The 22,985-nt window shown below is 74.8% G+C and carries 18 protein-coding genes; 14 read left to right on the top strand and 4 right to left on the bottom strand.

Annotation, left to right across the window (positions count from 1 at the left end; translation table 11 throughout):
- Positions 1-465: 465 nt before the first annotated feature.
- Positions 466-2,049 carry an acyl-CoA mutase large subunit family protein gene (locus ACVCAH_RS06720; protein WP_447135160.1) on the bottom strand — a complete coding sequence of 528 codons (1,584 nt, stop codon included), beginning with the start codon at positions 2,047-2,049 and terminating at the stop codon, positions 466-468.
- Positions 2,050-2,254: 205 nt separating this feature from the next.
- Here ACVCAH_RS06720 and ACVCAH_RS06715 point away from each other — a divergent pair, with 205 nt between their 5' ends.
- Together ACVCAH_RS06715 and ACVCAH_RS06710 are read left to right on the top strand one after the other, a co-directional pair.
- On the top strand, positions 2,255-4,303 hold the full coding sequence (locus ACVCAH_RS06715) for a serine/threonine-protein kinase (RefSeq protein ID WP_447135159.1): 2,049 nt from the start codon (positions 2,255-2,257) through the stop codon (positions 4,301-4,303).
- A 48-nt stretch (positions 4,304-4,351) separates the two neighbouring features.
- Positions 4,352-6,019: a phospho-sugar mutase gene (locus ACVCAH_RS06710; protein WP_447135158.1), complete on the top strand. Its 1,668-nt coding sequence runs from the start codon at positions 4,352-4,354 to the stop codon at positions 6,017-6,019.
- 59 nt (positions 6,020-6,078) lie between these two features.
- Here ACVCAH_RS06710 and ACVCAH_RS06705 read toward each other — a convergent pair whose 3' ends face one another.
- Both ACVCAH_RS06705 and upp read right to left on the bottom strand, forming a co-directional pair.
- A complete protein-coding gene (locus ACVCAH_RS06705; protein WP_447135157.1) occupies positions 6,079-6,756 on the bottom strand; it encodes a GOLPH3/VPS74 family protein in 678 nt (225 codons plus the stop codon).
- Between the two features lie 67 nt (positions 6,757-6,823).
- Positions 6,824-7,456, bottom strand: a complete 633-nt coding sequence (upp, locus tag ACVCAH_RS06700) for a uracil phosphoribosyltransferase (protein ID WP_447135156.1) — start codon at positions 7,454-7,456, stop codon at positions 6,824-6,826.
- Between the two features lie 122 nt (positions 7,457-7,578).
- Here upp and deoC point away from each other — a divergent pair, with 122 nt between their 5' ends.
- The 10 genes from deoC (at position 7,579) to ACVCAH_RS06650 (ending at position 19,023) form a co-directional block, all read left to right on the top strand.
- On the top strand, positions 7,579-8,538 hold the full coding sequence (deoC, locus tag ACVCAH_RS06695) for a deoxyribose-phosphate aldolase (protein WP_447135155.1): 960 nt from the start codon (positions 7,579-7,581) through the stop codon (positions 8,536-8,538).
- Between the two features lie 6 nt (positions 8,539-8,544).
- The gene (locus ACVCAH_RS06690; RefSeq protein WP_447135154.1) at positions 8,545-9,975 is read left to right on the top strand and encodes an aldehyde dehydrogenase family protein; all 1,431 of its coding nucleotides are present in this window, start codon (positions 8,545-8,547) and stop codon (positions 9,973-9,975) included.
- Positions 9,968-10,792 (top strand): aldehyde dehydrogenase family protein, encoded by an 825-nt coding sequence (locus ACVCAH_RS06685; RefSeq protein WP_447135153.1) that lies wholly within the window; start codon positions 9,968-9,970, stop codon positions 10,790-10,792. Before ACVCAH_RS06690 ends, ACVCAH_RS06685 begins: the two co-directional genes overlap by 8 nt.
- Before the next feature lie 162 nt (positions 10,793-10,954).
- Positions 10,955-11,419: a BlaI/MecI/CopY family transcriptional regulator gene (locus ACVCAH_RS06680; protein ID WP_447135152.1), complete on the top strand. Its 465-nt coding sequence runs from the start codon at positions 10,955-10,957 to the stop codon at positions 11,417-11,419.
- 10 nt (positions 11,420-11,429) lie between these two features.
- Positions 11,430-12,332 (top strand): M56 family metallopeptidase, encoded by a 903-nt coding sequence (locus tag ACVCAH_RS06675; protein WP_447135151.1) that lies wholly within the window; start codon positions 11,430-11,432, stop codon positions 12,330-12,332.
- 134 nt (positions 12,333-12,466) lie between these two features.
- Entirely contained in the window at positions 12,467-13,717 is a 1,251-nt protein-coding gene (locus ACVCAH_RS06670; protein ID WP_447135150.1) for a cytochrome ubiquinol oxidase subunit I, read from the top strand.
- A gap of 13 nt (positions 13,718-13,730) precedes the next feature.
- Positions 13,731-14,738 (top strand): cytochrome d ubiquinol oxidase subunit II, encoded by a 1,008-nt coding sequence (cydB, locus tag ACVCAH_RS06665; protein ID WP_447135149.1) that lies wholly within the window; start codon positions 13,731-13,733, stop codon positions 14,736-14,738.
- Positions 14,735-16,408, top strand: a complete 1,674-nt coding sequence (gene cydD, locus ACVCAH_RS06660; RefSeq protein WP_447135148.1) for a thiol reductant ABC exporter subunit CydD — start codon at positions 14,735-14,737, stop codon at positions 16,406-16,408. Before cydB ends, cydD begins: the two co-directional genes overlap by 4 nt.
- Complete coding sequence (gene cydC, locus ACVCAH_RS06655) at positions 16,405-18,282, top strand: thiol reductant ABC exporter subunit CydC (RefSeq protein ID WP_447135147.1); 1,878 nt, start codon at positions 16,405-16,407, stop codon at positions 18,280-18,282. Before cydD ends, cydC begins: the two co-directional genes overlap by 4 nt.
- 69 nt (positions 18,283-18,351) lie before the next feature.
- Positions 18,352-19,023 (top strand): permease prefix domain 1-containing protein, encoded by a 672-nt coding sequence (locus tag ACVCAH_RS06650; RefSeq protein WP_447135146.1) that lies wholly within the window; start codon positions 18,352-18,354, stop codon positions 19,021-19,023.
- 28 nt (positions 19,024-19,051) lie between these two features.
- On the opposite strand, the gene ACVCAH_RS06645 is transcribed toward ACVCAH_RS06650, so the two are convergent.
- Entirely contained in the window at positions 19,052-19,393 is a 342-nt protein-coding gene (locus ACVCAH_RS06645; protein ID WP_447135145.1) for a PadR family transcriptional regulator, read from the bottom strand.
- A 117-nt stretch (positions 19,394-19,510) separates the two neighbouring features.
- Here ACVCAH_RS06645 and ACVCAH_RS06640 point away from each other — a divergent pair, with 117 nt between their 5' ends.
- Both ACVCAH_RS06640 and ACVCAH_RS06635 read left to right on the top strand, forming a co-directional pair.
- Positions 19,511-20,452: a DNA primase gene (locus tag ACVCAH_RS06640; protein WP_447135144.1), complete on the top strand. Its 942-nt coding sequence runs from the start codon at positions 19,511-19,513 to the stop codon at positions 20,450-20,452.
- A gap of 40 nt (positions 20,453-20,492) precedes the next feature.
- Complete coding sequence (locus ACVCAH_RS06635; RefSeq protein WP_447135143.1) at positions 20,493-22,856, top strand: transposase; 2,364 nt, start codon at positions 20,493-20,495, stop codon at positions 22,854-22,856.
- Positions 22,857-22,985: the final 129 nt, after the last annotated feature.

Here is a 22,985-nt window from a genome sequence, read left to right as displayed (position 1 = left end):
AGGTAGATCGCGGTCGAACGCCGTCATCTGCCCCACACCTCCTACAACGCGTAACCGTTTCGCGGGTCACGAAGTCGGCGCCGACTACCGGGCCGCTGTTCCGAATTGTCGCATTAGTCGGTTCAATGAACTGACACTCCGACAATTACCCGACCACTCTCGGCAATGAGGCATCCGCCGACGTTCACACGGGCGGGCACCATCCGACCGCACAGGGTGTGCGTCCCCGATCACCCGGTCGGGGTACCCGTAAACCTTCCCGGCACACGCCGCGACCGGTGGGCCGCGCCGCCCCGGGGAACGCGGGACCGCGGCGGCGTCGCCGGCCCGCTCCACGCCTGCGCCGCCGATCGGCGGCGGGGAACCTGCTTAGAACTGTAGCGCCGTGCCGACCTGCGGCGCGGACGCCGGCGGCCACCGGCGACGCGGGTGGGCGCCCCCGGTGGCCGCGGGATCAGAAAAGCGTCAGAACCGGTCGGAGGGGCGGTACAGCCCCCAGACCTCCCGCAGCGTCCCGCAGACCTCGCCGACCGTGGCCCGCGCCCGCAGCGCCTCCTTCATCGGATAGAGCACGTTCTCCGTACCGGAGGCGGCGGCGCGCAGCTCGGCGAGCGCCCGCTCCACGGCGCCCGCGTCCCGCGAGCGGCGCAGCCCGGCCAGGCGCTCGGCCTGCGCCGCCTCGATCGCCGGGTCGACTCGCAGCGGCTCGTACGGCTCCTCCTCGTCGATGGCGAACCGGTTGAGCCCGACCACCACCCGCTCCGCCGAGTCGATCTCCTGGGCGATCCGGTACGCCGACTGCTCGATCTCCCGCTTCTGGAAGCCGGCCTCGATCGCGTCCACCGCCGACCCGTGGTCGAAGACCCGGTCCATCAGCTCGTTCGCCGCCGCCTCCAGCTCGGCGGTCATCGCCTCGACCACGTACGACCCGGCGAACGGGTCGACGGTCGCGGTCAGGTCCGTCTCGTACGCCAGCACCTGCTGGGTCCGCAGCGCCAGCCGGGCGGCCTTCTCGGTGGGCAGCGCGATCGCCTCGTCGAAGCTGTTGGTGTGCAGCGACTGGGTGCCGCCGAGCACCGCGGCCAGCCCCTGCACCGCCACCCGGACCAGGTTCACCTCGGGCTGCTGGGCGGTGAGCTGCACCCCGGCGGTCTGGGTGTGGAAACGCAGCATCATCGACTTCGGATCCTTGGCGCCGAAGTCGTCGCGCATCAGCCGGGCCCAGATCCGCCGGGCGGCCCGGAACTTCGCCACCTCCTCCAGCAGCGTGGTGCGGGCGACGAAGAAGAACGACAGCCGGGGGGCGAAGTCGTCCACCGCCAGCCCGGCGGCCAGCGCGGCCCGGACGTACTCCACGCCGTTGGCCAGGGTGAACGCGATCTCCTGCGCGGGCGTCGCGCCGGCCTCGGCCATGTGGTAGCCGGAGATGGAGATGGTGTTCCACTTCGGCACCTCCTTGCGGCAGTAGCCGAACGTGTCGGCGACCAGCCGCAGCGAGGGCTTCGGCGGGAAGATGTACGTCCCCCGGGCGATGTACTCCTTGAGGATGTCGTTCTGGATGGTGCCGTTGAGCGCCGAGCCCGGCACCCCGTTCTCCTCGGCGACCAGCTGGTAGAGCAGCAGCAGCACCGAGCCGGGCGCGTTGATGGTCATCGAGGTGGAGACCTTGTCCAGCGGGATGCCGTCGAAGAGCAGCCGCATGTCCTCGATGGAGTCGATGGCCACCCCGACCTTGCCCACCTCGCCGTGCGCGATCGGGTCGTCGGAGTCGTAGCCCATCTGGGTCGGCAGGTCGAAGGCGACCGAGAGGCCCATCGTGCCGGCGCGCAGCAACTGGTGGTAGCGCGCGTTGGACTCGGTCGCGGTGCCGAAGCCGGCGTACTGGCGCATCGTCCAGGGTCGGGAGGTGTACATGGTGGGGTAGACCCCACGGGTGTACGGGTACTCGCCCGGGCCGCCGAGCCGGGAGTCCAGGTCCTCGGGGAGGTCGGCCGCCGTGTAGACGCCCTTGATCGGGAAACCGGACTCGCTTGACCGCCGTTCGTTCATCCCCGGATGGTAGGACGAGCGCACGCGCCGCCGGGTGAGGGATTCCGCACACTGCGTCGGCGGACATCGACGGAAGGTGAACGATCGGGCACAGACCGTCGAGTTCGGTAAACGTCCGTCGCGTCGGCTTTCGCATCGGGCGTCGGAACCAGCAAGATAGGGGGGTTGTGTCCCAGCCCCCTCGAATTCCCCCGGTGGCTTTTCTGTGACTCAGATCCCGACGTGGAGCGGCGGACCAGTCAGTCCCCCGACCGGACGCGCGGCACCCGGCACCACCATCGGTGGTCGCTACTCGCTGCGGTCGGCGGTGGGCAACGGCGGCATGGGCACGGTCTGGCGTGCCACAGACACACTCCTGCGCCGGGACGTCGCGGTGAAGGAGGTCGTGCTCCCGCCGGGGCTGGCCCCCAGTGACCGTGACGCCATGTACGAGCGCACCCTGCGCGAGGCCCGGGCCGCCGCGGCCATCCAGCACCCCGCCGTGGTGCAGGTCTACGACGTGGTCACCGAGGGCGGCCGGCCGTGGATCGTGATGGAGCTGCTGGACGCCCGCAGCCTCGCCGACATGGTGATCGAGGACGGGCCGGTCGCGCCCCGGGTGGTCGCCAAGATCGGCATCGCGCTGCTCGGCGCGCTCGAGGTGGCCCACGCGATCGGCGTGCTGCACCGCGACGTCAAGCCGGCCAACGTGCTGATCTGCTCCGACGGCCGCTGCGTGCTGACCGACTTCGGGGTGGCCCGGATGCCCACCGACGTGCAGCTCACCACGCCCGGAATGGTGCTCGGCTCGCCGCATTTCATCTCCCCCGAGCGGGCCATGGGCCAGGAGTTCGGCCCACCGAGCGACCTGTTCTCGCTCGGCGTGACGCTCTACACTGCGGTCGAGGGGCGGCCCCCGTTCGACAAGGGCGACCCGATCGAGACCATGCACGCGGTGGTCGAGGACCCGCCCGCCACCCCGCAGCGCAGCGGCCCGCTGACCCGGGTGCTGATGGGCCTGCTGGAGAAGGACCCGGCCCGCCGGCTGGACGTGCACACCGCCCGGGCCATGCTGCGCGAGCTGCTCGCCGGGCCGCTGACCAGCAACGCCACCGCGGTGAACTCGGTGACCGACCCCTACTCGGTGGTGCCGGTCCAGCGGCCGGTGCCGACCCCGCCGCCGGCCCAGCCGGAGCCGAAGCCCAGTGGGCAGATCGGCGGCCGGGCGATGCTCGCCCCCGGTGAGTCGCTGACCGACCGGCTGGCCGCCCTGCGCCGGGGCGAACGCCCGCAGCCGGCCGCCGCGCCGAGCGCCGCCGCGATGGACCAGACCAGCGCGGACGCCCTGGCCGGCCCGCTGCACACGCCGACCGGCGCGATGCCGCCGGCGACCGGGCGCACCTACGGCGGCGCCGACGCCACCCAGCGGGTGGACGGCGCCGGCCAGCCCGACGCGACCCAGCGGGTCACCTGGGGCGCCCGACCGGACGCCACCCAGGCGGTGCCCTACGCCGCCGCGCCGGACGCCACCCAACGGGTGGGCGGCACCTACGGCGGCGGCCAGTGGTCGGTGCCCGGCACCGGCCAGCCGTGGACCGCGCCGGCCACCGCGCCGGGCGCGGGCAACGCTCCGCTCGACCGGGTCCGCCGGGTCGGCGGTGAACTGGTCACCACCGTCAAGGGCTGGCCGCGCAAGGTCCAGCTCGCCGCGGCCGGCGGGCTGGCCGTGGTGCTGCTGATCGGGGCGGTCGCCCTGTTCAGCGGCGGCGACGACCCGGCCCCGCCCACCCCGCAGGCCCAGCCGACCGCCACCGCCCCGGCCGGGCCGGGCGTCGAGATGCAGGAGCACTCGGCGCGCGGCGTCCAGGTGATGGTGCCGAAGGGCTGGAAGAAGGCGAGCGCCGGCAGCTACACGGACTACGTCGACCCGGAGGACGACGGCCGCAAGGTACGCCTGATCACCGAGAAGTTCAGCAGCAACTCGATGCGCTGGGCCGAGGTGGCCGAGAACGGCCTGAAGACCCGGTCGAAGTCGTGCGTCGAGCCGTACGCCCAGGTGTCGCTGACCGAGACGACGCTGGCCGGCAAGCCGGCGGCCGAGTTGGAATACACCTGCGGCGAGGGCGAGACCATGCGGCACGGCGTCTGGCGCGGCGTGGTCAGCGACGGCAAGGCCTACTCGTTCTACCTCACCTCGACCGACGGCAAGTTCGAGGAGAGCAAGCCGATCTTCGACGAGATGGTGAAGACGTTCCAGCTGACCTCGGCCGGCTGAGGCCGGGGGAAGCCGATGGGGTGATCCGCCGGCGTGCTATCAAGAGGCATGCCGGCGGACACCACTGACATCGACGACATTCGCGAGCAAGCCCGGCGCTGGCTCCACGACGACCCCGACCCAACCAGCCGGGCGGAGCTGCAGGCGATGCTCGACCGGCTGCCGACCAGCGCCCCGGAGCTGGCCGACCGGTTCGCCGGGCCGCTCACCTTCGGCACCGCCGGGCTGCGCGGCCCGCTGCGCGCCGGCCCGAACGGGATGAACCTCGCGGTGGTCACCCAGGCCGCCGCCGGGCTGGTCGGCTGGCTCGCCGACCAGGGTGGCACCGGCCCCCTGGTGATCGGCTACGACGCCCGGCACGGCTCCCGCCAGTTCGCCGAGCGGACCGCCCAGGTGGCCACCGGCGCCGGCCGGCCCGCGCTGCTGCTGCCCCGCCCGCTGCCCACCCCCGTGCTGGCGTACGCGGTGCGGCACCTGGGCGGGGTGGCCGGGGTGATGGTGACCGCCAGTCACAACCCGCCGCAGGACAACGGCTACAAGGTCTACCTGGGCGCGGAGCTGGGCGGCGGACTCGGCGCCGGCGCCCAGATCGTGCCCCCGGCCGACGCCGGGATCGAGGCCGCGATCCGGGCGGTCGGCCCGCTGGCCGAGGTGCCGCTCGGCCCGCCCGGCCAGGTGCTCGGCGACGACCTGGTGGCCTCCTACGTGGAACGGGCCGCCGCGGTGATCGCGCCGGACGGGCCGCGGGACCTCGCCGTGGCGTACACCCCGCTGCACGGGGTGGGCGCGGCGGTGCTCACCGCGGCCTTCGCCCGGGCCGGCTTCCCGGTGCCCGGGGTGGTGCCGGAGCAGGCCGAGCCGGACCCGGCGTTTCCGACCGTCTCGTTCCCCAACCCCGAGGAGCCGGGGGCGGTGGACCGGCTGGTCGCGCTCGCCGAGTCGACCGGCGCGGACGTCGCCATCGCCAACGACCCGGACGCGGACCGCTGCGCGGTGGTCGTCCGGGACGCGGCGGCGGGGTGGCGGATGCTGCGCGGTGACGAGGTGGGGGTGCTCCTCGCCGACCACCTGATGCGCCGCGGGGTGACCGGCCTGTACGCCACCACGATCGTGTCGTCGTCCCTGCTGCGGGCGATGTGCGCCGCCCGGGACGTGCCGTACGACGAGACGTTGACCGGGTTCAAGTGGATCGTCCGGGCCGGCGGCGGGCGCGCGCCGCTGGTCTTCGGCTACGAGGAGGCGCTGGGCTACTGCGTGGCCCCCGACCACGTACGCGACAAGGACGGCATCACCGCCGCGCTGACCGTGGCCGAGCTGGCCGCCGGGCTCAAGGCGCAGGGCCGGACGCTGACCGACCGGCTGGACGAGCTCGCGGCGGAGTTCGGCGTGCACCACACCGACCAGCTCTCGGTGCGGGTGGACGACCTGCGCGAGATCGCCACCGCGATGGCCCGGATCCGGGCCGCCACCCCCACCGCGCTGCTCGGCCACCCGGTCACCACGACGCAGGACCTGCTCCCCGAGGCCGACGTGGTGATCCTGCGCACCGAGGCCGCCCGGGTGGTGATCCGGCCGTCCGGCACGGAGCCGAAGCTCAAGGCGTACCTCGAGGTGGTCGAGCCGGTCGCGGACGGCGACGTCGCCGCGGCGCGCGCCCGGGCAACCGAGGCCGTCGCCGCCCTCCGCGCCGAGATCGCCGCCGCGCTCGGGCTCTAGCCGGGACGCCCGCGGCGCGGCCACCGTCGCGGGCGCACCGGGAGGGCGGGGCGGAAGGGTCAGCGGCGCGGGCCGAGGGCGGCGTCGACCGCCCGGCCCAGGGCGACCACGACCAGGCCGACGGAGGGGCGGACCACCGAGTCCTCCAGGCTGACCTCGCCGGAGAAGCCGGCGCCGCTGGCGATCTCCGCCAGCCGGCGGCGGGCGTCCTCGGCGGCCTCGGCGCTGATCCCGAGCGCCGGTTCCATCCGGAGCACCGCGACCAGGGTGGCCAGCGCGGCGGTGCGCTCGTCGGGCGCCGCCGTGCCGGTCAGCGCCTCGGCCAGCCGGCGCCGGGTGTCCGCCTCCACCGACCGGTCCACCACCGGGTACCGGTGCACGTGGATGAAGCCCAGCTCGGTCTCGTCCACGTCCCGCACCACGCCCTGGCGGCACAGGTCACCGAGGATGCGGTCGCGCAGGCCGTGCCGCAGCCGCTGCACCCAGGAGGAGGCGGAGTGCGGGGTGTCGGCGGCCATCCGCTCGAGGACGGCGTCGGCGACCGGCTCGCCGGTGGGCGTCGGGTCGACCACCGTCAGGGAGCCGTCGGAGTACGCGATCCGGCCGGCGAGGGCCAGCTCGATCAGCACCGCCGCGGCCATCCCCAGGTCGAGGCTGATCCTCGGCATGGTCGCCTTGCCGGTCTCGTCGTCGTAGGCGAGGAGGAGCAGCTCTTCGGCGAGCGCAACACCAGTCATGGCCCGAGACGCTAGCGGCTGCGCGCACCCCACGCACGAACTCGGCGTGGGGCGCGCCCGGCGGGGTTCAGAAGCGGGGCATGCCGCCGAACTGGCGGTCGCCGGCGTCGCCGAGACCGGGGACGATGAACATCCGGTCGTTGAGGCCCTCGTCGATCGAGGCGGTGACCAGGCGCAGTGGCAGGCCGGACCGCTCCAGCCGTTCGATGGCGACGGGTGCGACCAGGACGCAGAGCACGGTGATGTCGGTGCAGCCCCGGTCGGCGAGCAGCCGGCAGGAGTGCTCGAGGGAACCGCCGGTGGCCACCATCGGCTCGAGCACCAGCACCGGCAGCCCGGCCAGGTCCCGGGGCAGCGACTCCATGTAGGCGCGCGGCTCGTAGGTCTCCTCGTCGCGGGCCAGCCCGACGAAGCCCATCGAGGACTCGGGCAGCAGCCCGAGCGCGGCGTCGGCCATGCCGAGCCCGGCCCGCAGCACCGGCACGAGCAGCGGCGGGTTGGCCAGCCGGGTGCCCTCGGTGCCGGTGACCGGGGTCTGCACCGGGTACCGCTCGACCGGGAAGGACCGGGCCGCCTCGTACACCAGCATGGTGGTGAGTTCGTGCAGCGCCGCGCGGAAGTTGGCGGAATCGGTGCGCGCGTCCCGCATGGCGGTCAGCCGCGACTGGGCGAGCGGATGGTCAATGACGAGTACGTCCACGGTCGCTCAACCTACCGAACCGGCGGCCCGGGCACTGCGGGTGCGGGCGGACCAGCGATCCCGCTCACCGACCGACGGCGTGACCAAGATCACTGACCGGGCGGATGCGTAGACTTCCAGACATGACGGCGACAGCGACGTCGGCCCGGTCGGATCTCTCCGAGCTGGGACGATCCGAGACCGCTCTGCGGACCTTCCTGCACGGCCTGCCGGGCGTGGACCAGGTCGGCGCGGAGCAGCGGGCGGCACAGCTCGGCACCCGCTCCATCAAGACCACCGCCAAGGCCAAGGCCATCGACCTGGCCATCCGGATGGTCGACCTGACCACCCTCGAGGGCGCGGACACGCCGGGCAAGGTGCGGGCGCTCGCCGCCAAGGCGCTGCGTCCCGACCCGGCCGACCCGTCCTGCCCGCACGTCGGCGCCGTCTGCGTCTACCCGGCCATGGTCCCGCACGTGGCCGAGGTGCTCCGCGGCAGCGGCGTGCACCTGGCCAGCGTGGCGACCGCCTTCCCGTCGGGCCAGGCGCCGCTGGAGGTCAAGCTCGCCGACACCCGGGCCGCCGTCGAGGCCGGCGCCGACGAGATCGACATGGTGATCAACCGGGGCGCCTTCCTGGCCGGCCGCTACTCCGAGGTGTACGACGAGATCGTCGCCACCAAGGAGGCCTGCGGGGACGCCCACCTCAAGGTGATCCTGGAGACCGGCGAGCTGGCCACCTACGACAACGTCCGGCGCGCCTCCTGGCTGGCGATGCTGGCCGGTGGCGACTTCATCAAGACCTCCACCGGCAAGGTGCCCGTCGCGGCCACGCCCCCGGTGACGCTGGTGATGCTGGAGGCGGTGCGCGACTTCCGCGCCGCCACCGGTCGCCAGGTCGGCGTGAAGCCGGCCGGCGGCATCAAGACCACCAAGGACGCCGTCAAGTACCTGGTGATGGTCAACGAGACCGTCGGCCCGGACTGGCTGGACCCGGACTGGTTCCGGTTCGGCGCCTCCAGCCTCCTCAACGACCTGCTGATGCAGCGCACCAAGCTGACGACCGGCGTCTACTCCGGTCCCGACTACTTCACCCTGGACTGAGAGCCGATGTTCGAATACGCCCCCGCCCCCGAGTCCCGCTCGGTGGTGGACATCAAGCCGACGTACGGGCTCTTCATCGACGGAGCGTTCGTCGACCCGACCGACGGCGGCAGCTTCAAGTCGATCAACCCGGCCAGCGAGGAGGTGCTCGCCGAGGTCGCCGAGGGCGGCGCCGGTGACGTCGACCGCGCGGTCCGGGCCGCCCGGGCGGCGTACGACAAGGTCTGGGGCCCGATGCCGGGCCGGGACCGGGCCAAGTACCTGTACCGGATCGCCCGGATCATCCAGGAGCGCTCCCGCGAGCTGGCGGTGCTGGAGTCGCTGGACAACGGCAAGCCGATCAAGGAGTCGCGCGACGTCGACCTGCCGCTGGTCGCCGCCCACTTCTTCTACTACGCCGGCTGGGCCGACAAGCTCCCGTACGCCGGCTTCGGGCCGGACCCGAAGCCGGTCGGCGTCGCGGCGCAGGTCATCCCGTGGAACTTCCCGCTGCTGATGCTGGCCTGGAAGATCGCGCCCGCCCTCGCGGCGGGCAACACGGTGGTGCTGAAGCCGGCCGAGACCACCCCGCTCACCGCGCTGCTCTTCGCCGAGATCTGCCAGCAGGCCGACCTGCCGGCCGGCGTGGTCAACATCGTCACCGGCGCCGGCGAGACCGGCCGGGCGCTGGTCGAGCACCCGGGCGTGGACAAGGTCGCCTTCACCGGTTCCACCGAGGTGGGCCGGGCCATCGCCCGCTCGGTCGCCGGCACCCGCAAGAAGCTCACCCTGGAGCTGGGCGGCAAGGCCGCCAACATCGTCTTCGACGACGCCCCGATCGACCAGGCGGTCGAGGGGATCGTCAACGGCATCTTCTTCAACCAGGGGCACGTCTGCTGCGCCGGCTCCCGGCTGCTGGTGCAGGAGAACGTCGCCGACCGGGTGCTCGAGTCGCTCAAGCGGCGGATGGCCCAGCTGCGCGTCGGTGACCCGCTGGACAAGAACACCGACATCGGCGCGATCAACTCGGCCGCCCAGCTGGCCCGGATCCGGGAGCTGTCCGAGGCCGGGTCGGCGGAGGGCGCGGAGCGCTGGTCGCCGCCGTGCGAGCTGCCGGAGCGCGGCTTCTGGTTCGCCCCGACCATCTTCACCGGGGTCACCCAGGCGCACCGGATCGCCCGCGAGGAGATCTTCGGGCCGGTGCTGTCGGTGCTGACCTTCCGCACCCCGGCCGAGGCGGTGGAGAAGGCGAACAACACCCCGTACGGGCTGTCGGCCGGGATCTGGACCGACAAGGGCTCCCGGATCCTCTGGACGGCCGACCGGCTGCGCGCCGGGGTGGTCTGGGCCAACACGTTCAACAAGTTCGACCCCACCTCGCCGTTCGGCGGCTACAAGGAGTCGGGCTACGGTCGCGAGGGCGGCCGGCACGGGCTGGAGGGCTACCTCAATGTCTGAGCGGGTCGCGGTACGCAAGACGTACAAGCTCTTCATCGGCGGGAAGTTCCCACGCAGCGAGTCGGGACGGTCGTATCTCGTGCAGGACGCGAACGTGTCTTTGGCGTCTCGGAAGGACGCGCGGGACGCCGTCGTCGCCGCCCGCGCCGCGGTCAAGGGCTGGGCGGGCGCCACCGCGTACAACCGGGGGCAGATCCTCTACCGGGCCGCCGAGATGCTGGAGGGCCGGCGCGAGCAGTTCGTCGCGCTCGGCGTGCCCGGCGACGAGGTGGACGCGGCGGTCGACCGCTGGGTCTGGTACGCCGGCTGGTCGGACAAGCTCCCCCAGGTGTACGGCGGCGCGAACCCGGTCGCCGGCCCGTACTTCAACCTCTCCGCGCCGGAGCCGACCGGCGTGGTCGCCGTGGTGGCCCCGGAGCGGCCGGCGCTGCTCGGCCTGGTCAGCGTGATCGCCCCGGCGATCGTCACCGGCAACACGGTGGTGGTGGCGGCCTCGCCCGCCGAGCCCCTGGCGGCGGTGACGCTGGCCGAGGTGCTCGCCACCTCGGACCTGCCCGGCGGTGTGGTCAACATCCTGACCGGCCGGCTCTCCGAGACCGTGCCGGCGCTGGCCGGGCACATGGACGTCAACGCCATCGACCTGACCGGGGTGACCGACCCGGAGCTGGCGACCGACCTCGAGGTCAAGGCGGCGGAGAACCTCAAGCGGGTGCTCCGGCCGGTGCCGGCCGACCACGACTGGTTCGGCGACCCGGGTCTCGCGCGGATGACGTCGCTGCTGGAGACGAAGACCGTCTGGCACCCCAAGGGGGTGTGAGCCGGCCCGACCTCTTGGTTTCGGGCAGCCGCGCCCACGCCAACATCCCTGAAAGTGCGGCCTCGGCGCATCCGGAGGCCGCACTTTCCCCGAAGTTGCGCCCAGCCCCATGGGCGTGGAGGGGGCGGGGCGGGGGTCTACTACCGGGGGTAGGATTGCGGTGTGACTCGGCTGGGTGATCTCGAACGTGCGGTGATGGACGTGCTGTGGGACTCGGTTCCCGCCGCGTCGGACGGCGTCACCGTGCGGGAGGTCGCGGACGCGTTGGCCGGGCGCGAACTGGCGTACACGACGGTGATGACCGTGCTGGACCGGCTGGCCGGCAAGGGCATGGTGCAGCGCGAGCGGGAGGGCCGGGCCTGGCGCTACCGGGCCGCGGCCAGCCGCGAGGGGTACATCGCCCAGCTCATGCTCGACGCGCTCGACCTCGGCGGCAGCCGGGACGCCGCGCTGGTGCGCTTCGCCCGCTCGGTGACCGGCACCGAGGCCGAGGTGCTACGCGCCGCGCTGGCCGCCGAGGCCGCCGGCGGCGTGCCGGCCGCGACCGGCGAGCTGACCGACCGGGTCGAGGCACCGACCGACCGGGTCGCCCGCGCGCCCGTCGCCGACGAGGCCGCGGACCGGTAGGGCGGCGGCCGTGGCGTACGCCCTGCACTTCGCCGCGTCGATGCTGGCCTGCCTGGCGACCGCGCAGGTGCTGGCCCGCTCCACCTGGACCTGGCGCAGCCCCCGGGTGGCGATCGTCTGCTGGCAGGCGATCGGGCTGGCGCTCGGCCTCTCCGAGATGGGCCTCCCGATCGCGGTGGGTCTGGCCCCGTACGACCGGCCGACCGGCAGCGCGCTGGTGGCGCTGGGCGGCGACCTGGTCCACGGCACCCTGCCGCCCGGGCTCGGGGCGGTCCAGCTGAGCCTGGTCGGCGTCGGCTTCGGCATCGGCGCGGTGCTGCTGACCACGACGGTGCGCACCATCCTCGGCGCGGTGCGCGCCCAGCGCCGGCACCGGGACCTACTCGCCCTGGTGGCCCGGAACGACCCGGCGGCCCCCGGCGCGCTGGTGCTCGACCACCCGAGCGCGGCGGCGTACTGCCTGCCGGGGGTCAAGCCGCAGGTGGTGGTCAGCGCCGGCACGCTGAGCCTGCTGGACCGCGCGGAACTCGCGGCGGTGCTGACGCACGAGCGGGCGCACGCCGAGGAGCGGCACGACCTGGTGCTGCTGCCGTTCACCGCGCTCTGCCGGACGCTGCCCTGGTTCGGCTGGGTACGCGAGATCCACGAGCGGGTCGCCCTGCTGGTCGAGATGCGCGCCGACGACAAGGCCCGGGAGGCGCACCCGGAGGCGCTGGGCCGCGCGCTGCGCCGGTTCGCCGCGGCCGGACACCGGATCACCCCGGCGGGCGCGCTCGGGCTCGGCGACCGGGACCTGGACGTCCGGGTGCAGCGTTTGCTGGTCGCCGACCAGCCGGCCCGGCTGCTCGGCGGCGTCGCCCTGGCGGTGGCCGGCACGCTGGTCGCCCTGCCGATCTCGCTCTTCCTCACCTGACCGCTCGGCCCGCACTCCCCCAAACTACTACGCCATGTCGTAAACTTTCCTACGACGTGGCGTAGTAGTTATGCGTAGGTAATCTACGTGTAGGCTCACTACGACAAGTGAGCCGACAGTACGGAGAGCCGGCCATGGACACCCTCCTCCTCGCCCGACTGCAGTTCGCCACCACCACCTCGATCCACTTCCTCTTCGTGGTGGTCACCCTCGGCCTGGTCACCCTGCTCGTGGGGTTGCAGACGACCGCGGTGCTGACCGGCAAGCCGGTCTACTGGCGGCTGACCCGGTTCTGGGGTCAGCTCTACGTGATCAACTACGTGCTCGGCATCGCCACCGGCATCGTGATGGAGTTCCAGTTCGGGCTGAACTGGAGCGGCCTCTCGCGCTACGTGGGCAACGTCTTCGGCGCCCCGCTGGCGATCGAGACGCTGGTCGCGTTCTTCCTCGAGTCCACCCTGCTCGGCATGTGGATCTTCGGTTGGCACCGGCTGCGCAAGGGCGTCCACCTCGCGCTGCTCTGGGGGGTCGCGCTCACCGCGTACGCCTCGGCGTTCTGGATCATGGTGGCCAACTCCTGGCTGCAGAACCCGGTCGGCTACGAACTGCGCGACGGGATCGCCCACCTCACCGACTTCACCGCCCTACTCACCAACCCCAGCCTCGGCATGGCCTTCGGCCACGTGGTCTTCGCCGCGTTGCTGGTCGGCGGGATGCTGATGGCCGCGGTCAGCGCCTGGCACCTGATCCGGCGCACCCCCGACCACGCGCTGTTCCGCACCTCGCTGCGGATCGGCCTGGTCACCTCGGCGCTGTCGATCACCATGGTGCAGGGCTTCGGCTTCGCCCAGTTCGGGCCGGTGGGGCAGGTGCAGCCCACCAAGTTCGGCGGCAACCCGGACGCGGACGCCCTGGTCACCGAGTGGACCACCCGGTTCGGCGAGGGCGACTACACCCCGCCGGTGCTGGCCAGCGTCGGGCTCGGCTTCATGATCCTGATCGGCTTCACCCTCGGCGCCCTCTGGCTGCTGCTCCCGCTGCTCTGGCGGGACTGGGCGATCCGGCTGCGCTTCCCGCTCTGGCTGATCCTGCTCGCCCTGCCGCTGCCGTTCGTCGCGGTGATCCTCGGCTGGATCGCCCGCGAGGTCGGCCGGCAGCCCTGGGTGGCCTACGGTCTGCTCCCCACCGAACAGGCCGTCTCCGGCGTCGACGCCGGCGTGATGCTCGCCTCGCTGATCGGCTTCAGCCTGCTGCTTGGCACCCTGGCGGTGGCCAACTGGGTGCTGCTGGCCCGGCACGCCGCCCGGGGCGCGGCCGATCCGGCCCTGGGCCGGCCGCCCACCCAGCCGCCCGCCGACACCCGTCCCGCGCCCGCCTTCGCCTGAGGGAGAGACCACCGTGGAACTCGCCTGGTACGCCCTGCTCGGCCTCTTCTTCGCCAGCTACCTGGTGCTCGGCGGCTACGACTACGGCGTCGGGCTGCTGCTCGCCCGGGGCACCGACCCGGCCCGCCGCCGCGCGGCGCTCAACGCCGTCGGCCCGTTCTTCCTGGGCAACGAGGTCTGGCTGGTCGCCGCCGTCGGCATCCTGTTCGGCGCCTTCCCCGTGCTGGAGGGTGAGCTGCTCTCCGGGTTCTACCCGGCGGTGGTCGGCGCGCTGGTCGGGGTGATCCTGGTGACCGCCGGGGTGCAGTTGCGCAGCCGCCCGGCCGGCGAGCGGTCCCGGGCCGGGTGGGACCGGGTGGTGGTGATCGGCAGCCTGCTCGCCGCGCTCGGCTGGGGCGCCCTGCTGGCCGGCCTGCTCCAGGGCGTGCCGCTGCACGCCGACGGGCACGTCGCCGGGATCACCCACCTGTTCACCCCGTTCGTGGCCGCCGCCGGGCTGGCCGTGGTGGCGCTGGTCGCGGCGCACGGCGCGACCTTCCTCACCCTGCGGCTGCCGGCCGCCGACGCCGAAGCGACCGGCCGGCTGGCCCGCCGGCTGATCCCGGTGGCCCTCGCCGCGATCGGCACGGCCACCGTCCTCGGCCTGCTCTCCGACCGGGTACGCGCCGCCGCACAGCAGCCGGTGGCCGCGCTGCTCGCGCCGGCGCTGCTGGCCGGGGCGCTACTGGTGGCCCGGGCGGCGCTCGCCCGGCGCCGGCCGGGGCTGGCCTTCGCCGCCACCGGGACCGCCCTGGCCGGGCTGGTGGCGCTGGTCGGCGCGACCCTCTGGCCGTACGCACTGATCTCCACCGTCGACCCCGGCGCCTCGCTGACCGTGGCCGACGCGGCGGCCAGCGGCCCCACCCTGCGACTGCTGGGCTGGCTGACGGTGCCGCTCCTGCCGGCCCTACTAGGCTTTCAGCTGATGTGCTGGTGGGTTTTCCGGGGACGGACCGACGGCAGGGCACCGGTGTACTGGTGAACCGCCGTCCCTTCGACCCGCGTCTGCTGCGCCGGGTCCCCGCGGCCCGGCGCGACCTCGCCGTGCTCGCTTTGCTGGGCGTGGTCGCCGCGGGGCTGGTCGTGGCCCAGGCGACCGCGCTGGCGGCGCTGCTGGCGACCGCGTTCGAAGGTCGGCTGGACCGGCCGGCGCTGGCCGGCTTCGTCGCCGCCGTGGCCGCGCGCTCGCTGCTGGTCTGGGCGCAGGGCACCGTGTCGGCGCGGGCCGCCGCGACGGTCAAGGCGGCGCTGCGGGTGGAACTGCTCGGCGCGGTCGGGCGGCACGGCCCCGGCTGGGTCGCCGGGCAGCGTGCCGGGCAGCTGGCCACCCTGGCCGGGCGCGGGTTGGACGCCCTGGACGCCTACTTCACCGGTTACCTGCCGCAGCTCGTGCTCAGCGTCACCGTGCCGCTGGCCGTGCTGGCCCGGGTCTTCGTGGCGGACTGGAGTTCCGCGCTGATCATCGCGGCCACCCTGCCGCTGATCCCCATCTTCGGGGCGCTGCTCGGCTGGCAGGCCCAGGCCGCCACCGAACGGCAGTGGCGACGGCTGTCGCTGCTCGGCGGGCACTTCCTCGACATGGTCGCCGGGCTGCCCACGCTGCGCGCCTTCGGCCGGGCCCGGGCCCAGGTGGACGCGGTCCGCCGGATGGCCGACGGGCACCGGGTGGCGACCATGAAGACGCTGCGCATCGCGTTCCTCTCCGCCCTGGTGCTGGAACTGGTGGCCACCCTCTCGGTAGCCCTGGTCGCGGTGCCGGTCGGCCTGCGGCTGCTCGGCGGCGGGCTCGCCCTGCAGACCGCGCTGCTGGTACTGCTGCTCACCCCGGAGGCGTACCTGCCGCTGCGGGCCGCCGGGGCCCGGTTCCACGCCAGCATGGAAGGGCTCACCGCGCTGGACGAGGCGCTCACCGTCTCGGCCACGCCGCCGGCGCCGGAGGGCACGCACGGTCCCGCCCCGGACGGACGGGCGGAGATCCGGTTCGAGTCGGTGACCGTCGAGTACGAGCGCACCACCGCGCTGCGGGACGTCACGCTGACCATCCGGCCGGGCGAGCGGATCGCGATCGTCGGGCCCAGCGGCGCCGGCAAGAGCACCCTGCTCGGTCTGCTGCTCGGCTTCGTCACCCCGACCGCGGGCCGGGTCACCGTGGGCGGCGTCGACCTGGCCGGCGCGGATCCGGCGACCTGGCGCCGGCAACTGGCCTGGGTGCCGCAGCGTGCCCACCTCTTCGCCGCCTCGCTGGCCGACAACATCCGGCTCGGCGCCCCCGACACCCCGGACGCCGCGCTCGCCGCCGCGGTGCACGACGCCGCGCTGGACGACGTGGTCGCCGGGCTGCCCGACGGGTTGGCCACCGTGCTCGGCGAGCGCGGGCACGGCCTCTCCAGCGGCCAGCGGCAGCGGGTGGCGCTGGCCCGCGCGTTCCTGCGGCACGCCCCGGTGGTGCTGCTCGACGAGCCGACCGCCCGGCTGGACAGCGCGTCCGAGGCGGTCGTGCTGGCCGCCACGCGCCGGCTGGTCGCCGGCCGGACCGCGCTGCTGGTCGCGCACCGCCCCGCGTTGCTCGAGGACGCCGACCGCGTGCTGCGGGTCGAGGACGGCCGGGTCACCGAGCTCAGCCCGGTACCGACCCCGGAGGTGATCCGGTGAGCCCGACAGCACCCGCCGTGGCACCGGCTCCGGGCGGTGACGGCCGGCGCGGCGTCGGCCCCGAGCGGGCGGTGCTCCGGCTGGCCCGGCCGTACCTGGGCCGGCTGCTCGGCGCGGGGCTGCTCGCCGCGGTCACCGAGTTCGCCGGACTGGCCCTGATGGCCACCGCCACCTGGCTGCTGATGAGCGCGGCCGGACGGCCGCCGCTGGACCGGCTCACCGTGGCGATCGTCGCGGTCCGGGCCCTGGCGATCAGCCGGGGCGTGTTCCGCTACACCGAGCGGCTCGCCGGGCACGACGCCGTGCTCCGGCTGGTCACCGACGTCCGGGCCCGGGTCTTCGCCACCCTCGCCGCCCGGCGGGCGCCCGAGCAGCGCACCGGGGACGCGCTGAGCCGGCTGGTCTCCGACGTGGAGGCGGTGCAGGACCTGCTGCTCCGGGTGCTCGTGCCGGCCTCGGCGGCCACGCTGGTCAGCGTGGTGGCGGTGGGCGGGGCGGCGCTGATCTCCCCGGCGGCCGCCGGGGCGCTCGCCCTGGGCCTGCTGGTGGCCGGCGTCGCGCTGCCCGCGCTGGCCACCGCGATCACCCGGCGCGCCGCCGCCGAGGTGGCGCCGCTGCGCGGGGCGCTGGCCACCGACGCCGTCGACCTCACCCACGGCGCGGCCGACCTGGCCGCGTTCGGCGCCACCGGGTCCGCGCTGGCGGCCGCCGAGCGGCGCGCCGGGCGGCTGGCCCGGCTGGAACGACGGCTCGCCGCGACCGGGTTCGCCGTCGACGCGGCCGGGGTGCTGGTCGCCGGGCTGACCGCCGGCGCGGTGGTGCTCGTCGCGCTGGCCGGGGACGTGAACGGCGTCCTGGTCGGGGTGCTCGCGGTCGGCGCGCTCGCCGCGGTGGAGGTGGCGCTGGCGCTGGTCGGGGCCGCCCGGCAGTGGACCCAGCTGCGCGCCGGTCTGACCCGGGTCGCGGCCCTGCTCGACGCCACCCCGGCCGACGCCACCCCGGCCGACGCCACCCCGGGCGGCGCCGCCCCGGCCCTCCCGGTGCCGGCCGACGCCACGCCGGCCGGTGGCGGTGCGGCGGCGCCCGGCGCCGCGACGGTGACCACGGCCGCCCCGCACGACGTGCGGTTCGCCGGCGTGACCGTGCGCTACCGGGCCGGCGCCGCACCCGCCCTGGAAGGGTTCGACCTCCACCTGCCCGCCGGGCGGCGGGTCGCCGTGGTCGGGCCGAGCGGCGCGGGCAAGAGCACCATCGCCGCCGTCCTCACCGGGTCGGTACGGCCCGAGGCGGGCCGGGTCACCCTGGACGGGCGGGACCTGTCGGCGTATCCCGAGCAGGAGCTGCCCCGGGCGGTCGGCGGCCTGCTCGCCGAGGCGTACGTCTTCCACGCCTCGGTCCGGGACAACCTGCTGCTCGGCCGCGCCGGCGCGAGCGACGACGAGCTGGCCGCGGCGACCGCGGCGGCCGGCCTGCTGGACTGGGTACGCGAGCAGCCGGAGGGCTGGGACACGGTGGTCGGCGAGGAGGGCGGGCAGCTCTCCGGCGGCCAGCGGCAACGGCTCGCGCTGGCCCGGGCGCTGCTCGCCGCCCCGGGCGTGCTGGTGCTCGACGAACCGACCGAGGGGCTCGACCCGGCCGCCGCCGACGCGGTGCTCGCCTCGACGCTGGCCGCCACCCCGCCCGGGCACTCGGTGCTGCTGATCAGCCACCGGCTCAGCGGGCTGGCCGGGCTGGACGAGATCGTGGTGCTGGACGCTGGCCGGGTGGTCCAGCGCGGCCGGCACGCCGACCTGGTCGCGGCCCCCGGCTGGTACCGGGACCAGTGGCGGCTCCAGGAGGCGGCCGAACGCGGGTATCTCGCGCTGACCCCCTGACCGCGCCTCCGGGTCCGGCCAGGGTTGTCCCGGACGACGCACGGCGGGCAGCCGTGGCAGGGTGGAGCCATGTCCGGCGGTGACGAGGTGTTGGTGGAGGCGCGCCTGCGCGAGCTGGGTGACCGGCTGCGCGGGCCGGTACGACTCAAGTCCGACCTGTTGACCGAGGCCCGGCACGGCCTGCTGGACGCCGTCGAGGCGTATCGGGAGGGCGGGCTGTCGCCGACGGAGGCGCAGCGGCGCGCGGTGGCCGAGTTCGGCAACCCGGCGCAGCTGGCCCCGGCGTACCAGGCCGAGCTGGCGGTCGGCGCGCTGCGCGGGCTGGCGCTGCGGGTCGTCGCGGTGGCCGCCGTCGCGATCGTCGCCGGTGACCTGACCTGGCAGGGGGCGAGCTGGAGCGACGGCCCCCGGCCGCCGGCCGGCTACCTGCTCCTCTCCGCCTCGATGGACTGGCTCTGGATCGCCGCGTTCGCGCTGGCGACGGCCGGGCTGCTGGTGGCGACGGGCGCCGACCGGTGGGGTGTGCCGGGCGCGGCCGCGCTCAACCGGGTGGTCGGCGCCGGCCTGACCGGCGTCCTCGTCCTCGCGGCGGCAGCCGGCACGGCACTGTTCGCCTGGTCGGTCGGGCTCTGGGAGGCGGCCCTCACCTGGCCGCCGATGATCGTCGGCGCGGTGCTGGTCGGCGCCGCGCAGCTCTGGATCGGCCGCGCGGCCCGCTCCTGGCTGACCGCCGCCCGCTGACCATCCCGCGCCCGCGCACGGCCGACGGTCAGGCCGGGGCGCCCGGCGGCGTCTCGGGGTCGAGGAAACGCCCGACGGTCGAGCTGAACTCGCGCCAGCCGGAGCGCTCTCCGGCCAGCGCGCGCCGGCCGGCGTCGGTGAGCTGGTACGTCCGGCGCTCCCGCCCGTTGACCGTGCTCCAGCTGCTGGCCACGTGCCCGGCCCGCTCGAGCCGACGCAGCGCCGGGTAGATGGTGCCGGTGGGCAGGTCCAGGTGGCCGTCGCTGCGGGTGCGCAGCGCCTCGATGATCGCGTAACCGTGCAGGGCGCCCTGCTCCAGCACCGCCAGCAGGAGTGCGTCGAGGTGTCCGTGCAGCGCCTGGGCCTTCATGTGTAGCTACGCTACTTGTCCGTCGGCGGAATGGCCACCGGGGTGCGGGCACGGCCTCCCGGAGCCGCCCACTAGGGTATGTGCCCAGAGTCACTCGCCGGCACGGGACGCCGACGGGTGGGCAACCCGAAGCACACGGAGGTCAGCGTGGCCCGTCAGTCGCCCCAACGGCCCGACGCCGACGAGCCGGAGCTCGACGAGACCGACGGCCCTGTCGAGCCCGACACCACGTCCGCGTCGGCCGAGGCCGCCCGCGCGCTCTGGGACGAGCTGCGGATCGACCCGGTGGAGATCGCCCTGCCGGCCGGCACCGGCTACACGCTGCGGGCGTACCGGCCGGCCCGGGAGCTGACCCCCACCGACGTCGCCGAGCGCGACCAGGACGACCCGTTCCTGGCCCGCCGCCAGGTGATCGAGGAGGAGGATGACGACGAGTCCGTCGTCATCCTCGACGAGGACGTCGCCCACCAGTTCGCCGAGAGCGACGAGGAGGAGGCGAAGTCCCGTCGCCGCGGCAAGGACGACGAGGACGCCGAGGCCGAGGAGGACGAAACCGAGGACGAGGCGGGCGACGAGGAGGTCCCGGTCTTCCTCAGCCACCGGGGCCGGCTGCTGCTGTTCAAGACCCCGGAGTCGCTGGTCAGTTTCGTCCGCTCGGGCGCGCCGAACGATCTGTCCCAACTGGACAGCTGGAATGAATTGTCCGAACGGGTCGAGCCGGCCGACATCGCCCCGCTGGACGAGGACATCTACGAGCTGGACCTGGTCGTCGAGAACCTGCGGGGCGGGCACGACGCCTGGGACACCACCCTGCTGATCGAGGCCGGCGAGATCGCCCGTGACCTGGCGTACGCGCTGCGCCTGCCGGCGGTGCTGGACATGCTCTCCGCCGGCTCCAGCCTCGACGACCTGGACGAGGCGCTGCGGGCCACGGTCGACGGCGGCATCGGCGGTTTCCTCGGCCGTCGGCGGCTGAAGAAAATCGGGGCACAAACCGCAAGTCTGGGTTGGCGCACCATTGTCGGCAAGATCTCTGCGGTCGTGGACTGGCGCGACTGACGCGTTCCAGGGAGCATCAGTCTCTGGCAGAGAAAGACCTGTGTCCCGGGAGGAGGACGACGCCGTGGCGCTCGTGCGCGTGTACTGCGGTCTGGCCTCGGCGGATCCGGCCGACCGACCGGTTTCGGCCGGTTCGACGCTGACGTCCGCTGTGGTCGACGACGCAGGCCGTCTGCTGCATGTCTGCGAGGTCGGCGACGATGCGGCGGGCTACGCCCGACTGGTCGCGCTGCTCGTGGAGCGGTCGGGCGGGCCGAGCGGTGCGGCGATCGCCGCGGACAGCGACGACCACACGGTCACGTCGCTGCTCAGCGCCGCGGGTCGCCCACTGGCGATTGCCGACGACGATTCCGTCGACGACTTCGCCGAGCGGTTCGCCGACGACGACTCGCTGGAGGAGATGCAGTCCCCGCCCGTCGAGCGACGCGCGGTCGGCCTGGCCCGCGCCCTGCAGGCCGGCGCCCTCTCCGCGGTCACCCTGCCGGCACCCCGGGACCTCGCCGGCTACAAGCAGGTGCTCGCCGCGCACGCCGCGCTGGCCAGCGGCCGGCACTCGGCCGCCGTGGCGCTGCGCGAGGTGCTCCGCGAGCTCTACCCGGCCGCGCTACGCGCCTACCCGGACCCGGCCGAGCCGGTCCCGCTGGCCGTCCTCGACGCGCTGCCGGAGCCGGGCATGCTGACCGGCACCGTCTCCCGCGGCCGCGAGGTCTCGGTGGCCGCCGACGCCATCGCGGCCCACCTCGCGACGGACGGCGTGGCCGATGCCGAGGAGATCGAGGAGGCGGTGACCGCGCTGCGCGTGGCCATCTCCGAGACCCCCCGCCGGGCGGCGGTCAACCGTGCCCTCACCACCGCCGTGGCGGAGACCGTGCGCCAGGCCGTCGCCTCGGTCCGGGCCTGTGACGCCGGCTGCGACGCGCTGGTCGGTGCGCTCAGCGCCCGGGTCAGCACGCCCGCGCCCCCGGCGCCCGGCCGGCGCGCCGCCGCCCGGCGCGGTGAGTCGGTCGGCGAGCTGCCCGGCCTGACCACCAGCACCGCCGGGCTGCGCACGATCCGGCCCGCCGAGCATCAGCCGGCGGCGTCCGGCGGCCGGCGCAGCCGTCCCGAACCGGTCTCCGGCGGCACTCCCCCGCCGTCACCCCGCCCGCTCGGCCCGCCGCCGGTCGCGCCGGCGCCGGTCACCCCGCCGCCGGTGGCGCCGCGGCCGGTCACCCCGGCCGCGGCGGCCGGTACGCCGGTCTCCGGCGCGCCGGCCCACACCGAGCCGGCCCCGCGCCGGGTCGACGGCCCGACCAACCGGCCGGTCTCCGCGCCGCCACCGCCGCCCGGGATCACCCCGATCGCGCCGGCGCAGCGCGGCACGGTGCCCCCGGCCGAGGCCGGGGAGCCCTTCCGGCCCACGCTGACCACCGCAGCGATCAACAGCGCCCGCGCCGAGCGGCAGCGCACCGTCATCCCGCCCCGGCCGAAGACCAACGGCGAGGCGCCGACCGGCGGCTTCAGCGCCACCGACCTGAGCATCCCGGTGCCCACGCCCCGGCCGGACCAGGAGCCGTCGGCCCCGCCGGGCTCCCGCGCCAACTGGCCGCTGGTGAACAACCCGGAGGATCCGGCCGACAGCTCCGCCAACAACCCCGTCGTCGGCTCGTACGGCGACCGGGGTGGGCGCGGCGTCGACGCACCCACCGATCCCGGCGTCGAGCGTCGGGTCACCCCGCCGTGGCTCGCCGACGACCTGCCCCAGGAGCCGCCGATGCTGCGGCTCGTGGAGCCCCCGCCGATGGCCGACCGGGCACTGCGCGACGGGCTGAACCCGCCCACCGACCCGCAGCTCGAGACGCCGCCGCTGCGCCTGGTCGACCGGGAGGACGCCCCGCGCAACGGCCGGCCGGCCCCTGCCCGTACCGAGCGCCCGGCCGCCGAGCACCGGCCGCCGCCGCCGGTGGAGCGTCGTCCCCCGCCGGTCTCCGACGAGGGTGACGGCGACCTGCTGATCTTCGCCCAGGCGAAGTCCGCCTGGTTCGTCGGGCACACCGAGTCGACCGACCTGGAGTGGTCGACCACGGCCGACACGGGCTGGCAGGCGGCCGAGCAGGCGGCCCGCCCGGCGGTGGGTGCCGAGACCAAGGCCGGGCTGCCCAAGCGCGTTCCGCAGGCGAACCTCGTCCCCGGCTCCCCGCTGCGCGAGGAGCGTCCACTCCGGATCGTCCGGGACGCGGCGAGCCTCGCCGAGAACACCACCGGGTACTTCCGGGGTTGGCGGCGCGGCCAGGAGATCGGCGGGTTCGCGGTCGGCGGCCGGCCGGGCCGGGAAGCCGCCGGCGGCTGGGACTTCAGCCGCGACACCGGCGACCGCGACGACGAGCGGGAGTACGAGTACCGGTCCGCCGGCTACCGCTCCTGATCGGCGGCGCACGCCACCAGGCACCTCGCCCCTGGTCACCGGACGCTCGTCGTCCTCGGTGGCCAGGGGCGCTGTCGTCTGCCCGTAGGTCCGGCGACGACGCGGCCCGCGCCGGCGTTGCCCTCGACC

The organism is Micromonospora sp. LZ34, assembly GCF_052981855.1.
Note: the sequence above shows the minus strand (reverse complement) of the source record. Positions and strands in the feature narration are given on the sequence as shown.